This window comes from Pseudoalteromonas sp. UCD-33C (genome assembly GCF_001306895.1).
Classification (GTDB): Bacteria; Pseudomonadota; Gammaproteobacteria; order Enterobacterales; family Alteromonadaceae; genus Pseudoalteromonas.
The window spans coordinates 867,015-893,718 of record NZ_LJTB01000002.1; the positions used below are offsets into that span (position 1 = coordinate 867,015).

Consider the following 26,704-nt stretch of genomic DNA (forward strand, 5'->3'; position numbering starts at 1 on the left):
GCTAGTTGCTCGGTTTTTTATTGTCAGTTTTACTTATTACTCATTAATTTTAGCCTTAAGTGATTGTGCTTCTTCTTGCACTTCCTCTGGGCCATTGGCAATAACATCTTCAATGGCTTGCAACGCTGAGTCAAAGTCGTCTATTTCGATATATGCCCGAGCTAAGTCCAGTTTTGCTGAGTAACCACCACTTTCGGCATCAACATCAGTTGGGTTATCACCCGCTAGTAAGTCATTAAAATCACTCAGTCCTACATCCATATCAACCTCATCATAAGGTTCGTGGTCGAGTGCTTCATCGTCACTTTGTTCAAGTAATGAATCGATATCTACAAACTCATCCGTTGAAGTAGTATGTTGCCCCTCGGAATCTAATGCCTGTACTTCAGGTTCAACTGGCTGTTCGCTTTCACCCTGTAAGTCTTCATTTAATAGTGCATTAAAATCAACGTCGAACTCACTGGCATCAGCAATATCAGCTTCATCTGGCTCTGCTAATTCATTTAACAGCGCATCAAAGTCTGTTTGAGTAAGGTCAGCCATAAAATCATCATCGATTTCATCGTCTGACAGCTCACTTAAATCAGCCTCGTCAGCTAAATTGGACTCGATATCAGCTAATGTTTGCTCTGCTTCTACGGCATCATCAAGTTCAATATCGTCCAATTCGAATTCAGGGAACTCTTCTAATTCGTCTTGGCTATCAGCCACCTCATCGTCAATTGGCGCTTCGCTCGTTAACTCTGTTGTGCCTTCACTTTGTGATTGATCCGATAAGTCGTCATCAGGATCAAGAATATCATCTTCTGTAAATTCATTATCAAGCAAGATCTCATCATCAAAATCATCGTCTAGCTGATCAAGCTCATTACCCGTTGCTAATGAATTAGCAAGGTCTTGCTCTGCCTGACTTAACTGTAATGGTGCATCTTCATCTAACTCACTAGAAGTGCCTTCATCAGACTCATCCAATTCAAAACCAGCTTCATCTAACTCAAGCTCTGGATACTCTTCCAACTCTTGGCTAGGAGTCACCGTATCTTGCTGTAATGGCTCTTCGTCGGCGGTTAAATCAAATTCATCAGTTAGGTCTTCATCTGCTAGCGGATCATCGCCTAAATCAATTTCAACTTCTTCTATGTCTTGCTCTGGTTCATCTATTGACCAGTCTGGTGCTTCGACATAGTCATCTTCTTCACCAATTTCATTTAATAACTCATCAACACTTTTCAGTGACGGATCAGCAAACTCGTCAAGGCTATCATCTTCATCTAATAGCTCATCGCTATCTTCATTAAACTCTTGATTGAGCGCTTCATCGATATCAACTTCATCTGTATCATCAACCAACTCTGATGCAATCGATTCAACATTCATGTCATCAACCGCTTGATCAGCATCGGCTAAATCTTCTAGCGATTCTTGTAGATTCTCATCATGCTCTGCACTGTCACTCTGTTCATGACTTAAATCTGAGATCTGGGCTTCAGTGTCTTGCTTCAGCTCATTTGTTTGCTGAATAAGCTCTTCGAGCTCATCATTAACGTCAGAGTCCTGCTCATCACTAGCGTCTTCATCAAGTAATGAGTCAATATCTGCTACATCGAGCTCGTCGTCTTGCTCAGCATTGTCATCAATATCTGAGCTACTTTCATCTGTTAACTCAGGTTCTTCTGACTCTGCATCAACCTCATGAAGTAGTGAGTCTATTTCATCAGTATCAAACTCATCGCTTAAATCATCCGTAATAGGCTCTTCGGTAAGCTCTTCAACTGGTTCTTGTTCTGGCTCTTCCTGCGCTTCATCCAATAATGAGTCGATGTCATCGACATCTAAATCATCATCAAGCTCATCTTCGTCAATTAAATCGTCTGCACTAGGTTCTTCGATTGACTCTTCAACCAGCTCTTCAGATTCAGGCTCTTCTTGAGCTTCATCTAATAGTGAGTCGATGTCATCGACATCTAGGGCATCATCAAGCTCATCTTCATCGATTAAATCGTCTGCACTTGGTTCTTCTACAAGCTCTTCAGGCTCTTGCTCTAATTGTGCCTCATCTAGCAATGAATCAATATCATCAACATCTAGTTCGTCATCAAGCTCGTCTTCGTCGATTAAATCGTCTGTACTAGGTTCTTCTATAAGCTCTTCAGGCTGCTCCTCTACAAGCTCCTCTACAAGCTCCGCTTCAGGCTCTTGCTCTGTTTGAGCTTCATCTAGTAATGAATCAATGTCATCAACATCTAGGGCATCATCAAGCTCATCTTCGTCGAATAAATCGTCTGCACTAGGTTCTTCTACGAGCTCTTCAGGCTGCTCCTCAACAAGTTCCGCTGCAGGTTCTTGCTCTGTTTGAGCTTCATCTAATAATGAATCAATGTCATCAACATCGAGGGCATCATCAAGCTCATCTTCGTCGATTAAATCGTCTGCACTAGGTTCTTCAATTGAGTCTTCAACCAGCTCTTCAGATTCAGGCTCTTCTTGAGCTTCATCTAATAATGAGTCGATGTCATCGACATCTAGGGCATCATCAAGTTCGTCTTCGTCGATTAAATCGTCTGCACTAGTTTCTTCAACAAGATCTTCAGGCTGCTCCTCAACAAGCTCCGCTTCAGGCTCTTGCTCTGCTTGTGCCTCATCTAATAATGAATCAATGTCATCGACATCTAAATCATCATCAAGCTCATCTTCATCGATTAAATCGTCTGCGCTAGGTTCTTCTGCAAGCTCTTCAACAAGTTCCGGTTGAGGCTCTTGTTCTGCTTGTGCCTCATCTAATAACGAGTCAATGTCATCAGCATCAAGTTCATCACCGAGCTCGTCTTCGTCGATTAAATCGTCTGCGCTAGGTTCTTCTGCAGGTTCTTCTTGAACTTCATCCAATAATGAATCAATGTCATCAACATCCAGCGCATCATCAAGATCATCGTTTTCTAATGCATCGTTAGCTTCAGCTACTGGCTCTTCTGTTTGTGCATCATCAATTAAGCTGTCGATATCGAAATCATCTTCATCGATGAGCTCATCCGCGCTTGGTTCTTCGGCTGGCGCTTCTTCTTGAGCTTCATCTAACAGCGAGTCAATGTCATCAACATCCAGCGCATCATCAAGATCATCGCTTTCTAATGCATCGTTAGCTTCAGCTGCTGGCTCGTCTGTTTGCGCTTCATCAATTAAGCTGTCGATATCGAAATCATCTTCATCGATGAGTTCTGCTTCAACATTAGTTGTTGAGGCATCATTATTTTCATCGAGTAAGTCATCAATATCGTCTAGGTTTACATCTTGATTAGAATCCGTGTTGTTTTGCTCATCAATTAAGCTATCAATGTCAAAATCATCTTCAGCGTCATCTTCTGCAAGCTCTTCACTAAGCGCTGCCATTTCATCATTAGCGTTATCTAATGAGTCATCTTCATCTGTATCAAATAGGTCATCAATGTCATCAGCACTTAAAATATCACCCGATGAATCTGCTGGAGGCTGTTCGCTATCTAGGTCAATTTCATCACCTAAACTATCGTCATCGGTTTGATCGAAATCTTGCTGTAAAAATGCATCTAAATCATCATCGTCAGCACTACTTGAAGACTCATCATTAAACTCGATATCATCACTTAATAAACCTTCTAGCTCATCTTGATTTAAAACACTGTCGTCTTCATCAAAACTATCATCAATGCTGTCGTCAAAAATGATGTCATCATCTGGTAGCATGTCTTGGTCTAAGTCGTCATCTAACCGCACACTCAAGTCATCATTGTCTTCAACCGGATCTGGCACTAGCGGATCAGTTTCTATAATTGGTTCTAAATCATCATCAGCATTATAACTTGGGCTTTGAGGTAAAAATTCATCGTCATCGCTTGCATCTGTATCATCATTGGTGCTGTTGCGTTTTTTCAAAAACATCACAACCGCTGCAATGATCAGTAAAGCAGGAATAAACATTAATGCACCGAGAACAAATGGGTTGCTCAGTAAACTCGAAAAACTAAACCCACTGTCCTCTTCAATCTTTTTTGCTTTTTGCTGCTCTATGATTTCATTTTGTTTAGTGATCAGTTCTTTCAGCTGCTTTTGAATTTCACTGTCTTGGCCAAGTTGATCACGAACGGTTTCAAGCTCTTTAGAAATACCGCTCAGTTGTTTTTTGAGCTTGTTGTTCTCAGCTAGGATTTCTTCAACATTTTCAACCGACGATTTAAACTGCTTTTGTAACTCTACTAGCTGCGTGCCCTGCTCTGTTTTAATGGTGTTGATTTCTTGCTTAAGTTCTTGTTTTGCTTCGTCTACATCAACTTTACGGGCTTGAGTTACTTTCTTTTGCGATTCATTAATTTCAGCTGTAGTCAGCGTACCATTTTTCTTTTTTTCCCACAGCTCATCATCTTGTTCAGAACGCGCTTTTGCTAATGTCGGGTTGACCGCACGCATTTCTGCAATGGTTGGAATTTTTAGGTATGCGCCATCACGCATATGATTTAGGTTTTGATCTAAAAATGACGATGGGTTTTTGTCATACAGAGCTTGCATGACCTGATAAATGCTTACAGAGTTGTCAGGGCGAATTTTAGCGGCAATACGCCATAATGTATCGGTCGGTTTAATTGGACCAATAGATCGCCCCTGCGCACCGTAATCGACACCTTTAGGGCCTTTAAGTGTGGTGCCTTCATCAGAGTATGTCGGTGTTACCACCAATGCAGACGCTAATATGAAGAGTGTTGCTAAACCGCGCATGCTGATCCTTTATGTTTTAAATGTTAACGCAGCAACCTTGGTTGCTTAAACATCAAGTAATTCTTGCAGAATTGATTCTTAATTATGTTTTCTTGCAAGCTCTATTCCAGCTGCAAACTATAACTTAGTTGCCTTGCAATATCTATTGCAACACCTTGATAGTAAATAGCTTAAATAATAGCGGCTGAGAGGCTTTTTTATTGTTATCGTTAAGTTTATACGCTTTTACAGCGTATGCGGCAATAATTTGGCAGTGAATTCACAAAAAAAGCGGCAAATTGCCGCTTTTCTTAAATTTAGCTCAGCCTAAATCATCAGATTTATAAATAATTTGCGATAAGCTCTTCAGCAATCTGCACACTATTTGTTGCCGCACCTTTGCGCGTGTTATCGCTAACAACCCACATGTTTAAGCCATGTGGGTGCGAAATATCAGCACGTAAACGACCTACGTATACAGTATCGTTACCACTTGCGTCTGATACTGCAGTTGGATAATCGGCTAAGTCTTCAATAAACTCTACACCAGGTGCATCGTTTAATAGCTGCTTCACATGTTCGATATCTACTGGCATACGCGTTTCAATATTAATCGCTTCACTGTGACCAAAGAACACGGGAACACGAACACAAGTAGGGTTAACCACGACACTATTATCACCTAAGATTTTTTGTGTTTCGTTGACCATTTTCATTTCTTCGCGGGTATAACCGTTATCTTCAAAGCTGTCGATTTGTGGGATCACGTTAAAAGCAATTTGTTTAGGGAAAACGGCATTATCCATCGGACGCGCATTCATTAAGTTTGCTGTTTGCTTAGCTAGTTCATCAACGGCTTCTTTACCCGCACCCGATACAGCTTGATAAGTTGATACGTTAATGCGGTCAATGCCATAAGCATCATAAATTGGCTTTAGTGCCACCAGCATTTGAATCGTTGAGCAATTAGGGTTTGCAATGATGTTGCGGTTTCTGAAATCCGCTAAGCTTGATGCATTCACTTCAGGAATAATTAGTGGCACATCGTAGTCATTACGAAAGTGTGAGGTATTATCAATTACCACACAGCCTGCGTCCGCCGCAATCGGTGCGTATTTTTCAGAGACACTGCCGCCTGCTGAAAATAAACCAATGTGAGCTTGGCTAAAATCAAACTCTTCAACATCGATTACTTCAATGCTCTCACCGCGAAATTGAATTTCTTCTCCAGCACTACGGCTGCTTGCGAGTAAAAATAATTGGTCTACCGGAAACTTACGATCTTCTAAAGTTTCGATAATCTGACGACCCACTAAACCTGTGGCACCTAATACGGCTACATTAAATTTTTGCGACATGTGTTTTCCTCTTTTGAATAAAGCAAATGGCTTTATTCGTTAATTCTAAATCCCAGTGCAGCTAATGCGCCTTCACATGCACTGTTGGCAGCCACCGACAAAGTACTAAATTCGCGTCGTGGCGGGTAATTCTTGCGTAAACTATCAAAGCCTTCGCTTGCTAATTTACTTCGTAAAATGCCATCGTCGCGACGCACATCATAAATTAAGTGCACTAAGCGACCTATATCATCTAGGTTGAAGGTTTCACCTAGCGTGACAGAGTGGCTAATTGGTTCTGGCAAAAAATCGTCCAGAGACTTAAGCGCTGCGATGCCTTCAAGCTCACATACTTGCTGATACAGCATTTGTGTACCGCGGGCTTTGCCTTCAAGTGTATGCCCTGCAATATGCACACTGGCATAACGTACATAATCAAGCAGAGGTGTCAGTATATTAGGTTCGTTTTCCCAAACATCAAGCACACAATCTAATTTTGTGCCTTGCTCAAACAATGCTAGCAATGCTTGGTTATCAATCACATCACCACGGCTTGCATTGATAATTGTCATACCCGGCTTAAGTGCTTTTAAGCGTATTTCGTCTAGCATGTGAAAGGTTTTATGTGGTCCTTGCTTAACTAATGGCACGTGAAAAGTCACAATATCGGCTTGGGCTAGTAATGTGTCTAACTCAATATGCTCTGTAAGCTCACCGGCTTCATATTTTGGTGGATCACATAACAATACATTCATACCAAGCAGGCTAAGCTTATCACGTAAACAGCTACCTATACTGCCAACACCCACTATGCCGATGGTTTTACCTTGTAATGAACTGGCATTTTCTTGGCTCAAGGCATACAAGCAGCTAATAACATATTCAGCAACCGCCACGGCATTACAACCTGGTGCGCTGCTAAATGCGATATTTCGCTCAGCAAGTAACTCGGTATCAATGTGATCAACACCTATGGTTGCTGTGCCCACAAATTTTAATTTATCTGCTTGAGTGAGTAAGGCTTTATCTACATTGGTAACAGAGCGGGTTAACAAGATATCAACCCCGACTAGCTGCTCGGGTTGAAGATTACGGCCATCAAATCGCTCAACATCACCAAAATCGGCAAAGTACTGCTCAACCAATGGCATATTTTGATCTGCAAGAATTTTCATTTGTGTGTCCGAGAGGCAGAAAGTGGCGCTATTGTAGCGAATTTATCAGTATTCGGATAGGTAACAACTAAGACTTTATAACAAATGAAAAAGCCGAGCTATTGCTCGGCTTTAAGCAAATACTGGAGAGGTTTAACCTTTATATTTGCTCATTACTAATGTGGCGTTAGTGCCACCGAAACCGAAGCTGTTAGACATAACTGTATTTAGTTCAACGTCTTTACGCTCAGTTACAATATTTAGACCTTCAGCTTGCTCATCTAGTTCATCAATGTTGATAGATGGAGCAACAAAGTTATGCTCAAGCATTAATAGCGAGAAGATTGCTTCATGAACGCCTGCCGCACCTAGAGCGTGACCTGTCATCGCTTTGGTTGCACTGATCATTGGCGAGTTACCACCAAATACTTCTTGAATAGCGCCAAGCTCTTTCACATCACCAACAGGTGTTGAAGTACCGTGAGTATTTAAGTAATCAATGCCGCCTTCAAGATCTTGCATTGCTTGCTTCATACAACGTACAGCGCCTTCACCTGATGGAGCTACCATGTCGTAGCCGTCAGACGTTGCACCGTAACCAGTGATTTCTGCATAAATGTGCGCGCCACGAGCCAGTGCATGCTCAAGTTCTTCAACAACAACGATACCGCCACCGCCAGAGATAACGAAACCGTCACGGTTTGCATCGTATGTACGTGATGCTTTCTCTGGTGTTTCATTGTACTTAGTAGACAATGCACCCATTGCATCGAATTCCATTGCTAGCGTCCAGTGAAGCTCTTCACCACCACCTGCAAAGATTACGTCTTGCTTGCCTAATTGAATTTGCTCAACCGCATGACCGATACAGTGTGCAGATGTCGCACATGCAGAGCTTAATGAGTAGTTAACACCTTTAATTTTAAATGGTGTTGCAAGACACGCCGAAGTCGTACTAGCCATAGTACGTGGTACCATGTAAGGACCAACACGTTTTACGCCTTTTTCACGTAAAATGTCAGCCGCTTCAACTTGCCATTTAGATGAACCACCACCTGAACCCACTAATAAACCAGTGCGCTCGTTTGAAACTTGATCTTCACTAAGGCCTGCATCTGCAATCGCTTGTGACATTGAGATATAAGCGTATGCAGCAGCATCGCCCATAAAGCGCATTGCTTTACGATCAACAAACTCTTTAACATCAATATCGATTTTGCCAGATACGTTACTACGTAGGTTGTAGTCAGCAAACTCTTGGTTGAACGCGATACCACTACGGCCTTGTTTTAATGATTCTAATACTTCTTCTTTGTTGTTACCGATGCTTGAAACAACACCGATGCCCGTAATAACGGCTCTTCTCATGGGTAATTACCTTAGCTCTATACTAAATTGTGTTCTATTTTACGCTGAAATTACTTTCGAAGTGGTCAGCTTTCTAGCGTACACATGTACTCTGAATGTCTAGCTTATAAATAACGCCAGACTATTTCAAAGAAAACACGTAAAATAATGAAAAAAGTTTGTAGTTAATTAGTTAAACCATGATCAAAAACGCACATATTCATTTTAATCACCTTGGTACCCCTGTCGCCGATCAGTTTGACGATGTTTATTTCTCTAATGACGATGGCTTAGCCGAATCACATTATGTGTTTTATCAACAAAACCATATCCCGCAACGATTACAAAATCATGACCGTGACCACTTTGCAATTGCTGAAACAGGCTTTGGTACCGGGCTTAACTTTTTAAATACATGGCAGCACTTTGCTGCTCACCTTGATAGGCAGCATGCAGAGCAAGAAGTTCAAAATCAACCCGACCATAGTGGTAAAAAAAGCGTGACCCGCTTGCACTTTATCTCTTTTGAAAAATTTCCTGTTAAGCGTGATGACCTTGCTCAAGCTCTCAAAGCCTGGCCTAGTTTAAGCAAGTATAGTGAGCAACTAATTACTCAATACCCAATTAATTTGGCCGGCTGTCATCGCCTTGAATTTGCAGGCGGCAAACTAATACTCGACCTTTATTTTGGTGACGTACAAAACAGTATTGATGCCATGAGCTACCCAAGTGAAGGAGTTGTCGATGCGTGGTATTTAGATGGCTTTGCTCCGAGCAAAAACCCAGATATGTGGCAACAGAGTTTGTTCAACAAAATGTGTGCTATCTCAAGAGCAAATGCCACACTCGCCACTTTCACTGCCGCAGGCTTTGTCAGAAGAGGACTCATCGAAGCTGGCTTTAGCATGAGTAAAGCAAAAGGCTATGGTAAAAAGCGCGAAATGCTGATTGGCGAGCTCTCTGAGCCTAATGAGCAACAGTCAGGACCTGCCTATTTTGCTCATCAGCAAAGTGAACTGAGTAATGTTGCTGTTATTGGCGGTGGTATTGCCAGTAGCAGTGTACTGTATTCACTGGTAAAAAGAGGCCTAAAAGCCACGCTTTTTTGCCAAGACGAAGCGCTTGCCATGGGCGCTTCTCACAATGTACAAGGGGCTGTGTATCCGCATTTACAAGCGAAAAATTCACCACACAGTGAAATGTTCGCCCATAGTTTTTTATATGCGATGCGTCTATACCAACAATTACTTGATGATGGTTTTGACTACCCTCACCAGTGGTGTGGTGTATTACAGCACGCGGTTAAACAAGGCCTAGCTGATAAACATCAAAACCTTGCCGATAAAGCACTTTGGCCAGCAGAATTAATGCGTAATGTAAGCGCCGAAGAAGGTGACGAAATTGCCGGTGTGGATACTGGTTACTCAGGTGTATTCTTTGCAAAAGGTGGCTGGGTAAATCCACCAGCACTGGTTACAGCATTATTTAATGCGGCAAATTCGTTAAGTGCAACTACCAATAATAAAATGGACAGTCACTTTAATTGCCATATTGAAAAGCTCGAGAAAACCGCTGATGGCTGGTTACTACACAGCAAAGAGCAAACTTTCGGGCCATTTAGTGATGTGATTAATTGTGCAGGTGAACACAGTGACCAGTTTAGCCAAACTCAAGCGCTACCTATTGTTGGTGTGCGCGGCCAAGTCTCGCATGTGCAAGCAAGCGAGCAGTCAAAACGCCTAAAGACCGTGCTTTGCCATAAGGGCTATTTTACTCCTGAATATCAGGGCCATCATTGCATGGGCGCGACTTTTGAAAAAAACTCAAAAAGCCGTGAAGTTAAAGAGCAAGACAACCACACCAATCGCGAACAACTATTAAACTTTTACCCCAACTGCGAGTTTGCAACGACCTTAGGTGAGATAACTGCAGCGAAAGCAGCTGTAAGGTGTACCTTCATTGACCATTTACCTATGGCTGGTGAATGGGCTGAACAAAGTGATTATGTAAGTGCGTTTGCTAATTTAAGATTAGGTAAGCGTTATCAGTACCAAACGTTAACGAAACCTCAGCAAGGCTTGCATGTACTCACAGGCTTTGGTGCAAGAGGCCTGTGCAGTGCCCCCCTTTGTGCTGAAAATTTAATTGCTTGTTTAAACAATGAACCAAGACCATTTAGCGAACGTGTGAGTCAGGCTATTCACCCCGCCCGCTTTATTGTTCGTGACCTAATTCGTAATAAAATTTAAAGGGGCTAAAAAGCCCCTTTTGATTGTTAATTACTTAATCGCTCAACTAGCTCTACGCGTCGGTTTAGCTGACGACCCAAATCATTTTTATTATTGGCAGCTGGCGCATAAGGGCCTACACCATAACCAATTAAACGCGACTCTTTTATGCCGTATTGACTCACGAGCGCTTTAACAACTGCTTTAGCTCGCTTAGATGACAGCCCTAAATTATATTCTGGGCTTCCTTTATCATCTGTATGACCAACGACGTACAAGTTTAAGCTGTTATTTTTATTTAAAACATCCGCAATCACTTTTAATGACTCGGCTGACTCTGGCTTAATGTCTGATTTATCATGATCAAAATAAATACCATAAATGGCTGCTTTACCTTTTTGCTCTAGTTGCTTTAACACCTGATCCGGATTGGTTTTAACTAAATCGCCTTGTAAAGGCTCTGTTCGAATTATAACAAGCTGCACTCGCGAAGTGCCTTGGTAATTGCCAACAAAGAATGCGACATAAGTTGTTTGATTTTCTGTGGTGCTTTTCATTAACTGATAGCGCGGCTGACGATAATAGTTATAAACTTGTTTTACCGACAAGTGATCACCGAGTGCTTGTATTGCCTTTCGGTCGTCACCACATGCTTGACGTTCGCAACTAAAAACCGTTTCGAAGCCTTCTTTTGTTAAGGCAGACACATAGTTATGAAAGACCTTAAGGGTTGATACTTTTCTAATTTCATAAGTAATACGAGTGATATCACCTATCACATCTTCAACAGGTAGCGCTTTGTTTTTACGGTTGAATATTCCTGTTGGTAGTGAAAATTCTTCGTAATCAATTTGCTCGTAGTCTTCAATAAAACTACCAGGATAACGGCTAAGTAATGGATGATCGCTTGAGCCTCTAATATCGTCTTTAGGTGCTTTGGTAACGGGATTTGTTTGTTGTTTTGCAAAAGCAGCTGTATTGGCTTTTATCAGGCCTGTTTCAAGCTCTTTAATCGCAATTGAGCTATTCATAACACGCGTTTTACTGTTGTACTGGCCAACAAATAATGACACAGCAAACTCAGGCTTTTCACCTTTAGTGGCAAATAGATAATATGGCTTACGATGATAATTATAGAGCTGAAAGTAACCGACTTCCTCTGCAAAATCACTGCTGTCACCGCAAGCGTCTAGCTGACAAGAATAAACAATATTAAAGCCATCTGTGAGTAAAGCGTGTTTATAGTTTTCAAATACTTTGAGAGTGGCAACATTGTTTATTTCGTACAATGTGTGGGTTACATCGCCAATAAAGTCTGTGTAACTAAATCGCTCTGATGACTTTTTACTGCCATCAAACTGATTCATTAATTGTGTTTGTTCGCCACTGAGTTTAACCGACTTTTCAACGTCACTATTTGGATAAGGTGATATCCATTGATTAGCAGATACCGCGTTGCAAAATGCTAATGTTATCACCATCAAAAGATTAAAATATATTTTCACTTTAAGTCCTTTTAATTGAATTTGTACCCAATTAAATACTATGCCAAATAATACTTTTTTATTCAAAGTTTGCTTGTACCCCTTTAAAAATAAATCCACACCCCAAGGTCTTTACTTACACAGCAATTAGAAGGAGTTTGATATGAAGACCTTAATCATTGGCGCAACGGGCCAAATAGGTAAAATGACCACCGAAAAAATGCTGGCAAGTGGCCATGACGTAGTGGCTCTGGTTAGAGACAAAAGCAAACTGACAGCGCTTGAAAGTAATCATTTAACGATTGTAGAGCAAGACCTCGAAAACGATTTTAGTCGTGCCTTCGAGGGCGTTGAACAAGTGATTTTTAGCGCGGGATCCGGCGGCACTACGGGTGCTGATAAAACCTTACTTATAGATCTATGGGCCGCTGTTAAAGCGATTAATTATGCGGTAGATGCCAAGGTTAAGCACTTTATTATGGTCAGCTCAATCGGTGCTGATGCCCCTGACAACATTGAAAGTAGTATCAAACCGTATTTAGTTGCAAAACACATGGCTGATCAACATTTAACCAATAGCGAATTGAATTACAGCATTGTCAGACCTGGCACGCTATTAAATGACGCTGCCACAGGGCTATTAACCACCACGCGGCCTGCAACCCGCCAAGATGCGGTGATCAACCGTGAAGATGTGGCAGATACCCTGCTATACCTTGCTGAACATACACCGAAAAAACCACAAGTGTTTGAATTGTTTAATGGTGATAAGTCAATCGACAGCCTACTAGGCGATTGATTAGGTATGAATACGTATGCATAAGAAATAAGATTGAGAAAGCGCGTAAAGCACTTTAGTTTATTGTTTACATAATAATAACAAAGGTGCTTTATGCGTCATTTTGCTTTACTTTTTTGCTTTGCTTTTACGTCGGTTTGTTTTGCCGCACCGGTAAAAGTTCAAAGCTACAGTGGCGATACCTCCCTTCCCCACAAATTACTGATCAGCGCCATCGAACGTGCTGACTTAGAGTATATTCACCCTTATGAAACCAATAAAGATATCTCTAATGCACGTATCTTAAACGATGTAAAAAACAACCAGCTTGATGTGATGTGGAGCATGACATCAACTCAGTTAGAACAGGATTATAAAGCCGTTTATATCCCCTTATTTCGTGGCTTACTTGGCATGCGAGTAGCAATAGTGAAAGCACAAAACCGCGAACTGTTTAGCTCGGTAACTAGCTTACAAGATTTAAAACGTTTCACCGCTGGGCAAGGTAAAACCTGGCCAGATACGAAAATATTAAAAGCAAATCAACTGCCTGTTGTTACTACATTAAAATACCCTAATTTATTCCCAATGCTTGAAGGCGAGCGCTTTGATTACTTCCCACGTGGGGTGAATGAACCTTGGGATGAAATTGCCAATCACTCAGAGCTTAACCTCACTGTAGAGCCGCATTTGGTGATTAAGTACACCGCACCACTTTACTTTTTCGTCAACAAAAACAACCACACACTTCATAAACAGCTAAATGATGCGCTAAACGAGATGATTGCTGATGGCACATTTAACGCCATGTTTTTGGCAGACAGCCAAGTACAAACGGTTTTATCAAAAGCCAACATAAGCTCGCGTCGCGTTATTGAGCTAGATAACCCAACATTATCGTCGAACACACCTAATAAAAATAGCCCTTTGTGGTTTAACCCATTTCAATGAGCGCACAATGAAATCATTAAAATATAAAATGACCTTGGCACTGTCTTTGTGCCTTTTACTGAGCGTGATCTTCGTGATCAGTGCAAACTACCTGCTGGCAAAGTCGAGTCAAACACAACAATGGCAAGACGACATCACGGCTCTTAATGAGCAAATGCAGGTTATTTTAGCCGAGCCGGTATTCTCTTATGATGAACCGTTAATCAATCAGATTATTAAAGCCTTTTCGCAAAACAAACATGTACATAGCATTTCAGTGACAGATCATCGCAATAAGCCACTGGCCGCTATTACAAAACAAAGCAATAACGCATCGGTTAGCAAAACTATTGATTTGCACTATTTAGATAATTTAATTGGCCACATAAAAATTGGTTACTCACAAAAAGCACTGCATAGCACCATTGCTGAGTCGACACGCACCATGTTTATTACCTTGCTGGTCTCTTTTATCGCCTTGGGTGCGGTGATTATTTATATCGTGCGGCTATTAGTGATAAAACCAATCGATAGCGTAAATAGCCTTGTTGATGAAATTGTCAAAGGTGAAGGCGACCTTACAAAACGTATTAGCTATCAATCTAATGATGAAATAGGCTATTTGGTTGATGGTTTCAATCGATTTATAGCGCAAGTACAAGAAATAATTACAGAGCTAGGCAGCACAGCCAGTGAACTTGAAATGATAGCCAGTACAGTAAACGAAGCATCTGTGCGCTCTAAAAACGAAGCCGAGCTTGAATATAACCGCACTGATTCTGCAACCAATGCGCTTAGTCAGTTAAGTGAAGCAACCAAAGAGATTGCGCAAGGGGCTAATCAAACTGCACAGCAAACAACCGACGTACATCGCTTATGCCAACAAGGCGAACAAAATATGAATGCCAATGGCAACATGGTTGACGAATTAGCTGCACAACTCGACCATACATCAAACGTAGTTAAACAATTAAACGCCAGCAGTAATGAAATTAGCCAAGTGCTCGATGTTATAAAAAGTATTGCCGAGCAAACCAATTTACTGGCTCTAAATGCTGCTATTGAAGCGGCTCGTGCTGGTGAATCAGGCCGTGGCTTTGCTGTGGTAGCCGATGAAGTAAGAGCGCTTGCTAGTAAAACCTATGATTCAACGTCTGAGATTGAATCAATTATTGTATCGCTACACAACAATACCTCTGACTGCGTAACGGCAACGGAGCAAAGTAAGTCACTCAGCGATAAAGTGAGCCAAGCGAATCAAAAAAGCCAAGCGGTGTTTAAAGATATTGCTAAACAAATCAATACCATTAATCAAATGAACGAGAGCGTGGCGGCAAGTTCTGAAGAGCAAACTAGTGTGACCGCTGATATCTTAAATACCATGCAGCTTATTAACCAAGGCGCTAAGAGCCTATCGCAAGAAGCTCAGCACCTCGATAACACCATAGGCCAACTCAATGAATTAGAACGCGGCATCGTTGCTAAACTGGGTTTGTTTAAATACTAAAAGCCATGATCCCCTGCCACGCAAGTTGCAGGGAAAGCACCGTTAACACTAAACGAAAAATCTTTTTAAATTTATCTGACGAAATGCGGTGCAGTAACTTAAGGCCAAGCCAAGTACCTAAAGCACCGCTCAATATCATGAGCATAACCAGCGGCAACCACTGCCAAAATGCAAACCCCACAGCCCCATATAAAATCGCTTTTAAGGTATGTTGTACTGTCATGCAGCTTGAAAATGTGGCAGTAAACTTAAGCTTATTATAATTATTGACATATAAGCAGCTGCCAACCAATGGCCCACTTGCCCCTACAAACATCGAAATGAACGTGGTCCAAAGCCCAGCAAGAACACGCCATAACTTTGAGGTTTCTCTGAGCTTTGGCGTAACCCCCCACAGTAAATAAAGCACAAATGCAGCGACCACTATTTTCATTAATTCAAGGGGAATTGATGTGACAATCGTTGAGGCAACCAGCGCACCTAAGACTCCCCCTAAAGAGAAGTACACAAACATAGCACCATCAATATGTTTAAACGTGAACAAAAAGCGGTTTGCGTTAGAGCCTAACTGCACTAACCCATGGACAGGGATAACCACACTCATAGGAAGCATAGATGCCATGATCACCAGCAGCATTAAGCCGCCACCCGCACCAAAAGCCGCTGAAATCATTGAAGTAAAGCCCGCAACCACAATGAGCATTATAGTGCTGATCGGACTTAATAAATCTCCACCCAAAAACTGCCAACTGATCAAATCCATTGTTACGCTTTAAATAGTGTGTTTGAGCTAACGCTATCATGGCTCACCACTATTAGCGACTATTTGAAAAACCCTTTCGACTAAAAGACCATATCAACCAAAAGAGAAGTGCCCCTAAATTTAAAACTGGTCAGACTTGTGGTTTATTTTGTTAAACCTATGGGTTATAACTATGCCCACAACACAATAAAAATGAAGGCACAGCATGACACTGATGAATGTAAGTACACAAGGATCTGTTGCTATCTTAACTATGACAACAGCTGAAAATCGCCATAACCCTGCTTTTGCAGAGGCTTTTTTAAATTGCCTTGACGAAATCGAACGTAATCCTGAACACAAAGCACTGGTGATCACTTCAAGCAGCGAAAAATCATGGAGCTTGGGCATAGATACCGATTGGCTTATGCCGGCATTAAAAGCACAAGAATTTGCAGAAGTAAGTGGCTTTATGCACTCAATGGATGCGGTATTTAAACGCCTATTACTCTTCCCAATGCCAGTAATCGCAGCGATAAATGGCCACGCATTTGGTAATGGCGCCATTTTATCGTGCGCTTGTGATTTTAGGTTTATGCAAAGCGACCGTGGTTTCTTCTGCTTCCCCGAAGTGGACTTATCGATCCCGTTTTTACCGGGCATGCTCGCTTTCATTAAAAAAGCCATTCCAGACTATCGTTTTAACGAAATGATGCTAACTGGCCGCCGCGTTACCGCTGGCGAACTTGCCACAGATCATGTTATCGAACAAGCTTGCCCAAACAGCGAAGCTTTATTTAATACCGCCCTCGAATTTGCCAGCCAATTCGATAAAAAACGCGCTATTTTCGCAGAGCACAAAAAGCGCCTACACAAACACATCATCGACACCATTGATACCGAAAACAAACCGATTATTGATGCCGTTCAGTTGGTTGTTTGATACTAGAGAAATTAGAAATCCACCTCCCCTTCAAAGTTTGGAGGGGTTTAACCAATGCCCTCACCTCTTATCAACCTTATAGTGAAACAAAAATAAAAGTTAATTTTTCAGAGGATTAGATACCTAAAAAACATAATAAGAAATTTCTGAGTTACATTAAGAGTCGTTAATTCTAAACTTCCAATTGAATATACAACCCATAGCTATTCATGAAGTATCGAAGCTGTTAGCTAGTTTCATTTACTCAAGGAGGAGTTATGGCACTTCATATTTTTAACTTTGATGGCACAGGTAACGAGCCAGAAGACGCCCTACAAATCGTCAAGAAAGGCAAAAAAGAAGACGATAATATTACCAACATTTTGAAGTTTCATTTTATGGCAGGTGGTAATCTTCATGATGATGAGAATAAAGGCCTATCAACACACAGTAATGTCGATAACTGCTTTTATTACCAAGGTGTTGGAACATATGGCAACTGGTGGTCTCGGTTAATTAATCAGGGTATATCTCCTGAAAAAAAAGACGTCGGAACAATTTTGATAAAAGCGATTAAGGACTTTAATCGAGTTTATCAAAAAGGCGATCAAGTTATTGTTACTGGTTTTTCAAGAGGGGCAGCCTTAGCCCGCCGTTTTTGCTCAAAGATTATTGAAGAATCCCCCTTATTAAATAAACAAACAACACCTTTTATTTATTTAGCAGCATTTGATACCGTGGCTAGCATTGGTTTGCCTAACTTAAGTAAAGCAGAACGCCCTGACTATGATGTTGTTTTCGAAGATGGGCATACTATTTCAAAAATAATCAAACAAGCCACCCACCTCGTCAGCTTAGATGATAAACGTAAAGCATTTCAACCAACACTAATGAATTATGAAGAAAGCAGAATCACAGAGTTATGGTTTGCAGGTGCTCATAGTGATGTAGGCGGAGGTTATTATCGTGATGGCCTATCAGATTTAACGCTTTCTTATCTGATCAATTGGATTGCATACCAAGTTAAAATGTTTGACTTGCTAGATCCTGAATTAAAAATGCCTTCAGAGAAAGCGCTTCAAAAGGCGCTACCATTAAGGTTAAAAAACATGATTGGACTTGATGATCTCCAAAGAGAAGCTACTGCTCTCGGTAAAAATCATCAACAAGATCGCTGGCCAATTGTTGACTGGCTCACTCTTGAGGATCGCGTCTGTTGTGTAATAGATAAAGATAAGCTGTCGAGTAAGCATAAACCAGTTATTCATAACTCAATTACCGAACGAATTGCATTCGACAAGGATTACCGCCCTAAGTCTTTAGCAAATGTCTCGCACAATGTATTTTTTGCCTTTAAAAATGAGCCAATAAACGGCTTCGGAGTTAAAGCTTACTGCAATAACCCAAGACCTGTATGGTTTGCATTGGAGGTTGGTGAATCAATTGAGATAGAAGTTGATTCTGCAAAGTTATTTAATCACTCAGGTATTTTAGTAGAAACAGATGAAGTCTATTTAATTACCACTCAAGCAGACGATGTATGGAGCGATGGCAGTATTAAATGCAATGCAGATGGTTGGAATACCGACACTGTCCAGCTTGGTTTAGTGGAACTAACAATCAAGCTTTCTCGCAGGTTAAAGCGAGTTAAATCAGCTGACTGGTTTACTTTATGCTGTTCTGTTGGAAGAGATGATAATCAAGCAAAAGCAATAGGCTGCAATGGCGAGTTTAAAGCCAGTAAAGATGGTGAGCTTACTTTTTTTGCTAACGACATTAAGTCAAGAATGGCCAATAACGTTGGTTTTATCACTATTAACGTTAAAAGAATCCAGTGAGAGTTTTGACTATGCAAAGCTACATTAGAAAAATATTACAACCCGAGAATTTGCCTAACTGGGTTAGTTTAATCGCCATAGTGGCTGTCTTATGGACGCTTAATAGCGAGCTTTCAAGGCAATCCCTCGAAGAAACTAAATTAGTAATATTAAAACAGCTGAGCAACTCTGCGACCCCAATGAAGCTTGAGCAAGTCATAACTGATGGGTATTTGGGGGCAATCTCTGAATTAGTGGCAGATGGTTTAGTCCTCCAAACTTCACAAGGTTACGAAATTAGAAGATACGACCCTAGAATAAAAGATGATATATCGATTGCCATCAGTTTAGTTTTTGGGGTTGATAATTACAAAGATACTGGCAAAGGGCTAATCCCCCTCGATTGCACACTTTTTAAGAATAGGCATGAAGATGTAATAAAAATCACCAAGTTACTGGAAAAACTTCGCGGTAATAGTGTTGACGGAAATTTTGAAGAATACATTTCAAGTCACAAAGATGTACTTTTCAAACAACTTTATCTAATGACTTACCATCGCAATACTGACTTACAAGCAATGCTAAATTGTTTTGATTTTTAGTACTGGTCAGAAAATTAATTAATAGAAGGAACACATTATGCCAACTATAGAAGATTTAACCGAAGCGCAATTTGTGAATCTCTTAGAAGAATATTACGCGCCACCAAAAGCACGAAACAAACTTACAGAAGCTGAAGTCAAAGACTTAGCAAGCAAATTGAATGATAAAGTAAATATTCCATTAATTAGCGAAACAAGGGAAGAAAAAATACTGATTAAAGTCATTTTAAGGGTTGATACATTCTTATATGACAACCTGCCAAATGAAATTTACGATTTAGTCAGGAGCTCAGAGAATGGCATTGAAGATGAAGAAGCAACACGACTAATTAATAGGTTATCTATTTTAGCAAACGAAAAAATCAATATTCCTTATATTCCTGAAGCAGCTGAATATGTAGCAATAAAGTTTGTAATTAGAGTCGTAATAAATGCTGCTAGAAAAAATTGGAATTTTGACAGAGCAAAAGCGGCTTCTGATAAAGATTTAATAATTGCTTAAGCTAAGGAAATCGATACTTTGAAAATCGCGCAATAAAAAAGGCCGCTCTGAGAGCAGCCTTTTTCATATTTGGTGGAGCTGGGGGGATTTGAACCCCCGTCCGAAAAGCCTCGACCTTTGGTACTACATGTTTAGTATCGTCTTTTAGTTAACCTTATACAGCTCGGACGAACACGATCTGCAAAGGCGAGGCCGCTTAGTTTTAGCCCTTCAACCCCGGCCAGGGTTTCCGTAGCGAGTCCGTGTAGGGTGACACTTCAGAACCGGGTCCACAGACATACACCGGAGAAGTGCTAGCGGGCTATTATGCCGCTAGAGCGTAGTTATCGTCGTTTGCGATTACTTTAAATTGCGGCTTTTTTACGAGGCCAACCGCACCTCGACATGCACCTCGGGCGTCTTGAATTCCGTCGAATCCTAATCAGCCCCTGAATTTGGTATCTCATTCAGAGTGTTCAAGCAGTATAACTGAGTAGCCTATTCATACTCAAGGCATTAATCAGGAAATTTTTGCTAAGTGCCTTTGAATGCTGAATTTTCAAGCAAGAAAAATCAGTTTTTATACATATTTTTACATTTAATGCATACATTATCTTAACATAGTACAAAAGTTGTGCTGAAATAGGAAACGTTGTTACCCTTCTTCAAAAATAACCTGTAACAACACATAACTATAATAACAGGCAGTTTTTTACAGGGCTTTTCAAATGTCGATGTTTTCATTCGATGAACAAAGCGGCTATGTCACTTTGTGTGAGCATCCTCGAGATGCGGGTTTTCCTACTACAAGTTCTCAACTAATTGAATTACTTGAGCAGTCTGCTTATGCCTGCTACGAATATATTGATGCCAATATAGGTAAGTTGTTTATACCTAGCAGCCAATATCAAAACCAATCTTTAGTGGTTGCTAAAGCCGTTGATGCTCACCTTGAAGTAAAAGTCGATGCTAAAAACATGGTGGTTGAAGCAAGCTTAACAACAGCCCGTGGCGGTAAAATTGTTAGCATGGATATGGCGCAAGAGGTGCTTGCAGAGGCGGGAGTGATTAAAGGCATTAGTTTACGTGCCCTTGATACCTTTTTAGGCCAACAATTTAAGCAACCACCGGGCGCCCATTACACCGCAATTGTTGCCCATGGCAGAATGCCTAAAGAAGGCACTGATGCTAAATTTGTACGCTTATGCTCTACAGCACAAGACCGCGTTCTTAGCCCGCAAGCGACCTCTGGCGGTAAAGTCGACATGCGTAATTTAGGTGCCATTATTACCGTTAAGCCGGGTACACCATTAATGCAACGAGTTCCTGCAACACCCGGTGAAGATGGCTTTACTGTGTTTGGTGATGTGATGCCAGCTAAGCCCGGTAAAGACTTACCCCTTGAGCCATTCGAAGGAACGCGTATTGACCCTAATAATAGCGATATGTTGATTGCCGATGCGAAGGGGGTGCCTGTTGCCCTACCCCGCGGTATGCGCGTTGACGACGTATTGTGTTTTCATCATGTAGATGTGAGTACGGGCCATGTCGAATTTGATGGCAGTGTTATTATCAGTGGTGATGTAAAAGATGGTATGCGCGTCAAAGCCACGGGGGATATCACTGTATTAGGCTTTGTTGAATCAGCCACAATTGAAAGTAAAAGTGAAGTCACCGTCATGCTTGGGGCTGTTGGCAGAAAACGTGAAAACGTCGAAAACTTTACCTGTAACATCACGGCTTCGCGCACTATCTCAGTGGGTTATGCTCAGTACTGCCATATAAAAACAGAGCAAGATTTATTCATTGAACGCCAAGCTTTACATTGTGATTTAAGCGCTCGCCGCCTTATTCGAGTCGGCAAAGCCAATAACCCGCGAGGCAAAATTATTGGTGGCAATATTTTAGATGCGATGCGAATTGAAACTGGCGAGCTTGGTGCGCCATCAGGCACTAAAACACGGGTTTTCATTGCTCAGTACTGGCATGATTTACGCCAAAAGCAGCAGCAAATTAATGACTTTGAAAAGTTATTAGCGACAAAAGCAGCTGCCTTACAACAAGCTCGCAAAAAGGCCAATAAAATACCCGACCCAGCTCAACGGGCGCATTATATTAAAAAGATTACTGCCAGCGAACAGCAGATTAAAATTAAAACGGCCAATACTAGGAAAAAGAAACACTTAGTGAAAATTAAGATTGCGCGCTTATTGGCAACAAGCCGCTTAAAAGTGAATGAACTAATGCATCCAGGGGTGGAGCTTAAGATAGCGCAAGAGAGTAAACAGTTTTCACGTATTTACCCTCCTAACATGGTGCGTTTTTTTGAAGGTAAGATCACTCAGTCGTTTTAACGGCTGAGTCTTGCTCTTCTTCACTTGCTTCAGTTTCAGGCAATGGCCAACCGCCGAGTTGTTGCCAGCGATTAACGATTAAACAAAACAGTTCTGCAGTACGCTCGGTATCATATAATGCTGAGTGAGCTTGCTTATTATCAAACTCAATACCTGCCGCCCTACACGCTTTAGCCAATACTGTTTGCCCAAGTGCAAGACCTGCCAATGATGTGGTATCAAAACTAACAAATGGATGAAATGGCGTGCGCTTAATTTTACAACGCTCAATGGCGGCATTTAAAAAGCCGTGATCAAACGCTGCATTGTGTGCTACTACCACTGAACGCTGACAACCCGCTGCTTTTTGTGCCTTGCGCACAACTTTACAGATTTCTTTAATCGCTTCTTCTTCAGGCACTGCACCACGCAGCGCAGAGAATGGATCAATACCATTAAACTCAATGGCCGCTTGTTCAATATTCGCGCCTTCAAATGGCTCAACATGAAAATGCACAGTATGATCAATACTTAACACGCCGTCGTCATCCATTTTAAGGACAGATGCAGCGATTTCTAATAACGCATCGGTCTCTTTGTTAAAACCTGCGGTTTCAACATCAATCACAACAGGAAAAAAGCCACGAAAGCGTTTTGCGAAAAGAGTTTGTTCAGTATTTTCCATAGTCTTCTTGGTTTGCCAGTGTAAGCTGGCTATTATGTCAAAAACCACGGCTACTCTGCTAGAGTAAATAGTGTGAAATCGCAGATTCTTACTGAGTTTTTAGGCACATTACTTGCTTTATATTAATCAGCTAGCCCTGTGTTTAGTGTGCTGAAGCAATTAAACACAAAAATTGCCAATTATTTGGCATTGATGATTTGTTGGAGAATTACCGTGATGAAGCTTTCATTACTTCCTTTAAGCCTAGGCCTATTAACCTCAGTTGCAAGTATAAATGCGCATGCAGCCATGCGTGAGTATACCGCTAATGCTGATATGTCGAACTGGCAAATGGTTAAAACTTCTCGCTTAGAATGCCAATTAAATCATGAAGTTCCTTACTATGGTGAAGCAATTTTCAGCACCACTGCCAGTAAAAATAAAGACGTAAACTTTAACCTTGATATGGTCGTACGCCCAGACAATTACAGTATTGCTGGTCTAAAAGCCGTACCACCTAGTTGGCGTGCTGGTATGCCCGCTCGCGACTTAGCAAATATGAAGCTATTACGTAAGTTTGACGGCGAGCTTGGCAACAAAACTGCTTGGGAAATGCTCACCGAACTTGAAAAAGGTTACCAACCGACATTTTATTACCAAGACTGGCAAAACAGTGCCGATAAAATTGCCGTTGGTTTATCGAGTGTCAACTTTAAGCAAGCCTATTGGGCGTTTTTACAGTGCCGAGATGCAATGCTGCCTTACAGCTTTGAAGATATTTCGTTCACAGTGATGAACTATGAGCCTAATACCAGCAAGCTGACTAAATCATCACAAAAACGCTTAGACAAAATTGGCGAATACTTAAAGTACGACACCAATATTGAGTCTATTTCAATATCATCTTACACCGACAGCTACGGTGGTCGCTGGAACAACCTCGAATTATCAAAGAAACGCGCTAAAGCGATTAAGGATTACATTGTTAGCTTAGGGGTCGATGAAAGCAAAGTAGATACCGATGGTTACGGTGAAAAGCGCCATGTTGCTAGCAACGACAACATTTTAGACCGAAACAAAAACCGTCGTTTAGTCATTCAAATTGCAAAAATGTAGCCGCTGCAGCGGCTACTAACCTTAACTCATTTCTACCGGCTTCACGCCTTTAAAGCGCTTTAGCCACTTATCGCCAAACTGAAAAAATGCGAGGCTAATCATAATGATGGTCGCGCCAACAATCAGTGCTTGGTCAATGGGCTCATCATTAAGTAAACCACCAATCGCGATTGCAAAACTTGGTGTGATCAGGGTTGTTAATGCGACCGTGCTGGCGTTCAACTTCTGCAATACATGAAAATACGCCAGCGCACCAATTAATGAACCAAACACGCCTAAGTAAACAATTGAGTACAGTGATTTTGCACTCCACATCTGGCTATTTAGTTGGCCATCTACAAGCAACCAAGTAATAAAAAACAGTGGGGTTACAAAAACCAACGCACCAAATGTGGTGGCCATTGGATGAATAGCAATTCTTACCCGTTTGATCATCACACCGCTCAAACTAAAAAAGCACACCGCCATAAATACATATAACAGACCACTAAGCTGCTCTACCCCACCTTGAATATGGCGTTGGCTTACTAAAAATAAACCGATTAAAGCACAGCCAAGTGCGCCAAGCTTAATGGCGCTAAACTTAGGTTCATTCAAGATCTTTTGCGCAAGTAAGCCCGATAAAATTGGCGCAAGGCCAAACATCAATGATATTAACCCTGAAGGCACTGTTGTAGCAGCCATGTAGCTTAATAACATGCCGCCAAAAATACCTATGCTTGAATAGCCATAAAGGAATAAAGCACGGCGATGCCATGGCACTCGGATATTGGCAACAGCAACGACAAACGAAGCCAACACCAGCCCCACCAGCATGCGTAAAAATACAGCCAGAGTCGGCGCTACCGTTTCACTACTCCAAACAATACCCAGTGGTGTTGTTGACCAAATCACCACCATTAAAAAATATGAGGCTTTAACAGGCACAAGCTTATTCCTTTAAAAAGGCGAAAAAAGCAGAAGAGAATTTAAAAGGGAAATAACCAACCGCTTAGAACGCGGTTAGTAAAACTTACTTAATTAACCGCAGCACATAACAGACCATACGACTGATGAGGTCAGGCGCATACAATTGTTTGTTGGTCGTTGGTTTAGCTGCATCATGGTATTTAATAAAGTAAGTTGAAGAAGCTTAAGAATCCGCCTAAATGGTGATTTTGTCAACACGAATACTCATGCTATTTGGCAAAAAGTTATTTGCTGATTTCAACAGCCTGTTTGCACATGTAAATCATAGGTTACATTTAATTTCTTTGATTTATAACAAAACTATTTAAGTTTTGTTAAACAAGTTATATCTTGCTTGCCTCTCACGAAGTTTAAGGGGCAAAAAGTGCTTAAAAATAAAACAATAGGTAGCATGTTAATTGTTGCTGGCACCACCATAGGTGCAGGGATGCTGGCATTGCCTATCGCCTCCGCAGGGCTTGGTTTCACAACAGCGTTATCACTAATCTTTTTAACTTGGGTTTTAATGACCTACACAGCATTGCTGATGCTAGAGCTCCATCAATATGCCGACAGAGATGCAACCCTCAATACGTTAGCTAAGTCATGGTTGGGTAAACGTGGGCAATGGGTCGCTAACTTTTCGGTGATGTTTTTGTTTTACGCATTATGCGCTGCCTATATCGCAGGTGGCGGTGCGCAATTACAAGAAAAGCTCAACAATGGTTTATCGCTTTCTTTAGCGCCGCAAGTTGGCTCAGTTATTCTGGCTGTTGTGATTGGTACTGTGGTGACACTAGGTACTAGCAAAGTCGATAAACTTAACCGCGTACTGTTCACCATTAAAGTGTGTGTATTAGCCAGCTTATTTTATATGCTGACGCCTTATGTTCACGGTCAACACTTACTTGAAATGCCGATTGAACAAGGTCTAATTTTATCTGCAATCCCGGTGGTGTTTACCTCATTTGGTTTTCATGGCTCTATTCCATCGATTGTGAAATACGTGGGTTTAGATATCAAAACACTTCGTAAAGTAATGGTAGCAGGTGCGGCGCTGCCTTTAGTCATTTACATTTTTTGGCAGTTACTTAGTCAAGGTATGATGAGTCAAAACGACTTACTACAAAGCCAAGGGTTACCCGGTTTTGTAAGCAGTGTTGCTAGCATTGCTCACAGCCCACATGTTGCTACTGCTGTGAACATTTTTGCTGATTTAGCGCTGGCAACGTCTTTCTTAGGGGTGAGTTTAGGTTTATTCGACTTTTTTGCTGATGCATTTAAAAAAGGTGATGGCAGTAAAGATCGAATCAAAACAGCCTTGATCACCTTTATTCCACCGCTAGGCTTTGCGCTATTCTATCCACAAGGGTTTATTATGGCACTTGGCTACGCCGCCATTGCTTTGGTTATTTTAGCGGTGTTTTTACCGGTTGCTATGGTCTATAAGCAACGAAGCAGCAAACCTGATACAGGTTACCAAGTTAAAGGCGGTAATATTGGCTTAGCACTGGCCGCCCTGTTTGGTGTGCTTATTATTAGTGCTCAAGGTTTACAAATGGCGGGGCTTATTCCAGCGATTGGTTAAA

The 26,704-nt window shown here is 41.3% G+C and carries 19 protein-coding genes and 1 other RNA gene; 11 read left to right on the forward strand and 9 right to left on the reverse strand.

The features are described from left to right. Window positions 1-36: 36 nt before the first annotated feature. The 4 genes from AOG26_RS07210 to fabB form a co-directional block, all read right to left on the reverse strand. Window positions 37-4,746, reverse strand: a complete 4,710-nt coding sequence (locus tag AOG26_RS07210) for a FimV/HubP family polar landmark protein (protein ID WP_054561836.1) — start codon at window positions 4,744-4,746, stop codon at window positions 37-39. Between the two features lie 320 nt (window positions 4,747-5,066). Next, window positions 5,067-6,083 carry an aspartate-semialdehyde dehydrogenase gene (locus AOG26_RS07215; RefSeq protein ID WP_054551679.1) on the reverse strand — a complete coding sequence of 339 codons (1,017 nt, stop codon included), beginning with the start codon at window positions 6,081-6,083 and terminating at the stop codon, window positions 5,067-5,069. Between the two features lie 32 nt (window positions 6,084-6,115). Next, window positions 6,116-7,237 carry a 4-phosphoerythronate dehydrogenase gene (locus AOG26_RS07220; protein WP_054561837.1) on the reverse strand — a complete coding sequence of 374 codons (1,122 nt, stop codon included), beginning with the start codon at window positions 7,235-7,237 and terminating at the stop codon, window positions 6,116-6,118. A 132-nt stretch (window positions 7,238-7,369) separates the two neighbouring features. Then, a complete protein-coding gene (fabB, locus tag AOG26_RS07225; protein ID WP_054561838.1) occupies window positions 7,370-8,584 on the reverse strand; it encodes a beta-ketoacyl-ACP synthase I in 1,215 nt (404 codons plus the stop codon). Window positions 8,585-8,763: 179 nt separating this feature from the next. Between fabB and mnmC the strand changes: the two genes are divergently transcribed. Continuing rightward, the gene (gene mnmC, locus AOG26_RS07230) at window positions 8,764-10,812 is read left to right on the forward strand and encodes a bifunctional tRNA (5-methylaminomethyl-2-thiouridine)(34)-methyltransferase MnmD/FAD-dependent 5-carboxymethylaminomethyl-2-thiouridine(34) oxidoreductase MnmC (protein ID WP_054561839.1); all 2,049 of its coding nucleotides are present in this window, start codon (window positions 8,764-8,766) and stop codon (window positions 10,810-10,812) included. Between the two features lie 26 nt (window positions 10,813-10,838). Here mnmC and AOG26_RS07235 read toward each other — a convergent pair whose 3' ends face one another. After that, window positions 10,839-12,296, reverse strand: coding sequence for an OmpA family protein (locus AOG26_RS07235; protein ID WP_152966937.1), 1,458 nt, complete (start codon window positions 12,294-12,296; stop codon window positions 10,839-10,841). A 142-nt stretch (window positions 12,297-12,438) separates the two neighbouring features. Between AOG26_RS07235 and AOG26_RS07240 the strand changes: the two genes are divergently transcribed. The 3 genes from AOG26_RS07240 to AOG26_RS07250 all read left to right on the forward strand — a co-directional run bounded on the left by AOG26_RS07240 (window position 12,439) and on the right by AOG26_RS07250 (window position 15,490). Further along, complete coding sequence (locus AOG26_RS07240; RefSeq protein ID WP_054561840.1) at window positions 12,439-13,074, forward strand: SDR family oxidoreductase; 636 nt, start codon at window positions 12,439-12,441, stop codon at window positions 13,072-13,074. 93 nt (window positions 13,075-13,167) lie between these two features. After that, window positions 13,168-14,004 (forward strand): substrate-binding periplasmic protein, encoded by an 837-nt coding sequence (locus AOG26_RS07245; protein ID WP_054561841.1) that lies wholly within the window; start codon window positions 13,168-13,170, stop codon window positions 14,002-14,004. Window positions 14,005-14,011: 7 nt separating this feature from the next. After that, window positions 14,012-15,490, forward strand: coding sequence for a methyl-accepting chemotaxis protein (locus tag AOG26_RS07250; protein WP_054561842.1), 1,479 nt, complete (start codon window positions 14,012-14,014; stop codon window positions 15,488-15,490). On the opposite strand, the gene AOG26_RS07255 is transcribed toward AOG26_RS07250, so the two are convergent. Then, entirely contained in the window at window positions 15,480-16,253 is a 774-nt protein-coding gene (locus AOG26_RS07255) for a sulfite exporter TauE/SafE family protein (RefSeq protein WP_054561843.1), read from the reverse strand. The genes AOG26_RS07250 and AOG26_RS07255 overlap by 11 nt on opposite strands. A gap of 205 nt (window positions 16,254-16,458) precedes the next feature. Here AOG26_RS07255 and AOG26_RS07260 point away from each other — a divergent pair, with 205 nt between their 5' ends. From AOG26_RS07260 to AOG26_RS07275, 4 genes are all read left to right on the forward strand, one after another. Further along, entirely contained in the window at window positions 16,459-17,175 is a 717-nt protein-coding gene (locus tag AOG26_RS07260) for an enoyl-CoA hydratase/isomerase family protein (protein WP_054561844.1), read from the forward strand. Between the two features lie 257 nt (window positions 17,176-17,432). Beyond that, on the forward strand, window positions 17,433-18,992 hold the full coding sequence (locus AOG26_RS07265; protein WP_054561845.1) for a phospholipase effector Tle1 domain-containing protein: 1,560 nt from the start codon (window positions 17,433-17,435) through the stop codon (window positions 18,990-18,992). A gap of 11 nt (window positions 18,993-19,003) precedes the next feature. Beyond that, window positions 19,004-19,573 (forward strand): hypothetical protein, encoded by a 570-nt coding sequence (locus tag AOG26_RS07270; RefSeq protein ID WP_152966938.1) that lies wholly within the window; start codon window positions 19,004-19,006, stop codon window positions 19,571-19,573. A gap of 37 nt (window positions 19,574-19,610) precedes the next feature. Then, window positions 19,611-20,075 (forward strand): hypothetical protein, encoded by a 465-nt coding sequence (locus AOG26_RS07275; RefSeq protein WP_054561847.1) that lies wholly within the window; start codon window positions 19,611-19,613, stop codon window positions 20,073-20,075. Window positions 20,076-20,145: 70 nt separating this feature from the next. Here AOG26_RS07275 and ssrA read toward each other — a convergent pair. Next, window positions 20,146-20,504, reverse strand: a transfer-messenger RNA (tmRNA) gene (gene ssrA, locus AOG26_RS20470). A gap of 278 nt (window positions 20,505-20,782) precedes the next feature. On the opposite strand from ssrA, the gene AOG26_RS07280 reads away from it, so the two are divergent. After that, window positions 20,783-22,408: a FapA family protein gene (locus tag AOG26_RS07280; RefSeq protein WP_054561848.1), complete on the forward strand. Its 1,626-nt coding sequence runs from the start codon at window positions 20,783-20,785 to the stop codon at window positions 22,406-22,408. Here the strand turns inward: AOG26_RS07280 and rnt are convergent. Beyond that, entirely contained in the window at window positions 22,392-23,072 is a 681-nt protein-coding gene (rnt, locus tag AOG26_RS07285; RefSeq protein WP_054561849.1) for a ribonuclease T, read from the reverse strand. The two genes, AOG26_RS07280 and rnt, sit on opposite strands and share 17 nt — an antisense overlap. Before the next feature lie 216 nt (window positions 23,073-23,288). On the opposite strand from rnt, the gene AOG26_RS07290 reads away from it, so the two are divergent. Further along, window positions 23,289-24,167, forward strand: coding sequence for a flagellar protein MotY (locus AOG26_RS07290; RefSeq protein ID WP_054561850.1), 879 nt, complete (start codon window positions 23,289-23,291; stop codon window positions 24,165-24,167). Between the two features lie 21 nt (window positions 24,168-24,188). On the opposite strand, the gene AOG26_RS07295 is transcribed toward AOG26_RS07290, so the two are convergent. After that, window positions 24,189-25,094, reverse strand: coding sequence for a DMT family transporter (locus AOG26_RS07295; protein WP_054561851.1), 906 nt, complete (start codon window positions 25,092-25,094; stop codon window positions 24,189-24,191). Window positions 25,095-25,500: 406 nt separating this feature from the next. On the opposite strand from AOG26_RS07295, the gene AOG26_RS07300 reads away from it, so the two are divergent. Beyond that, window positions 25,501-26,703: an aromatic amino acid transport family protein gene (locus AOG26_RS07300; protein WP_082401580.1), complete on the forward strand. Its 1,203-nt coding sequence runs from the start codon at window positions 25,501-25,503 to the stop codon at window positions 26,701-26,703. Window position 26,704: the final 1 nt, after the last annotated feature.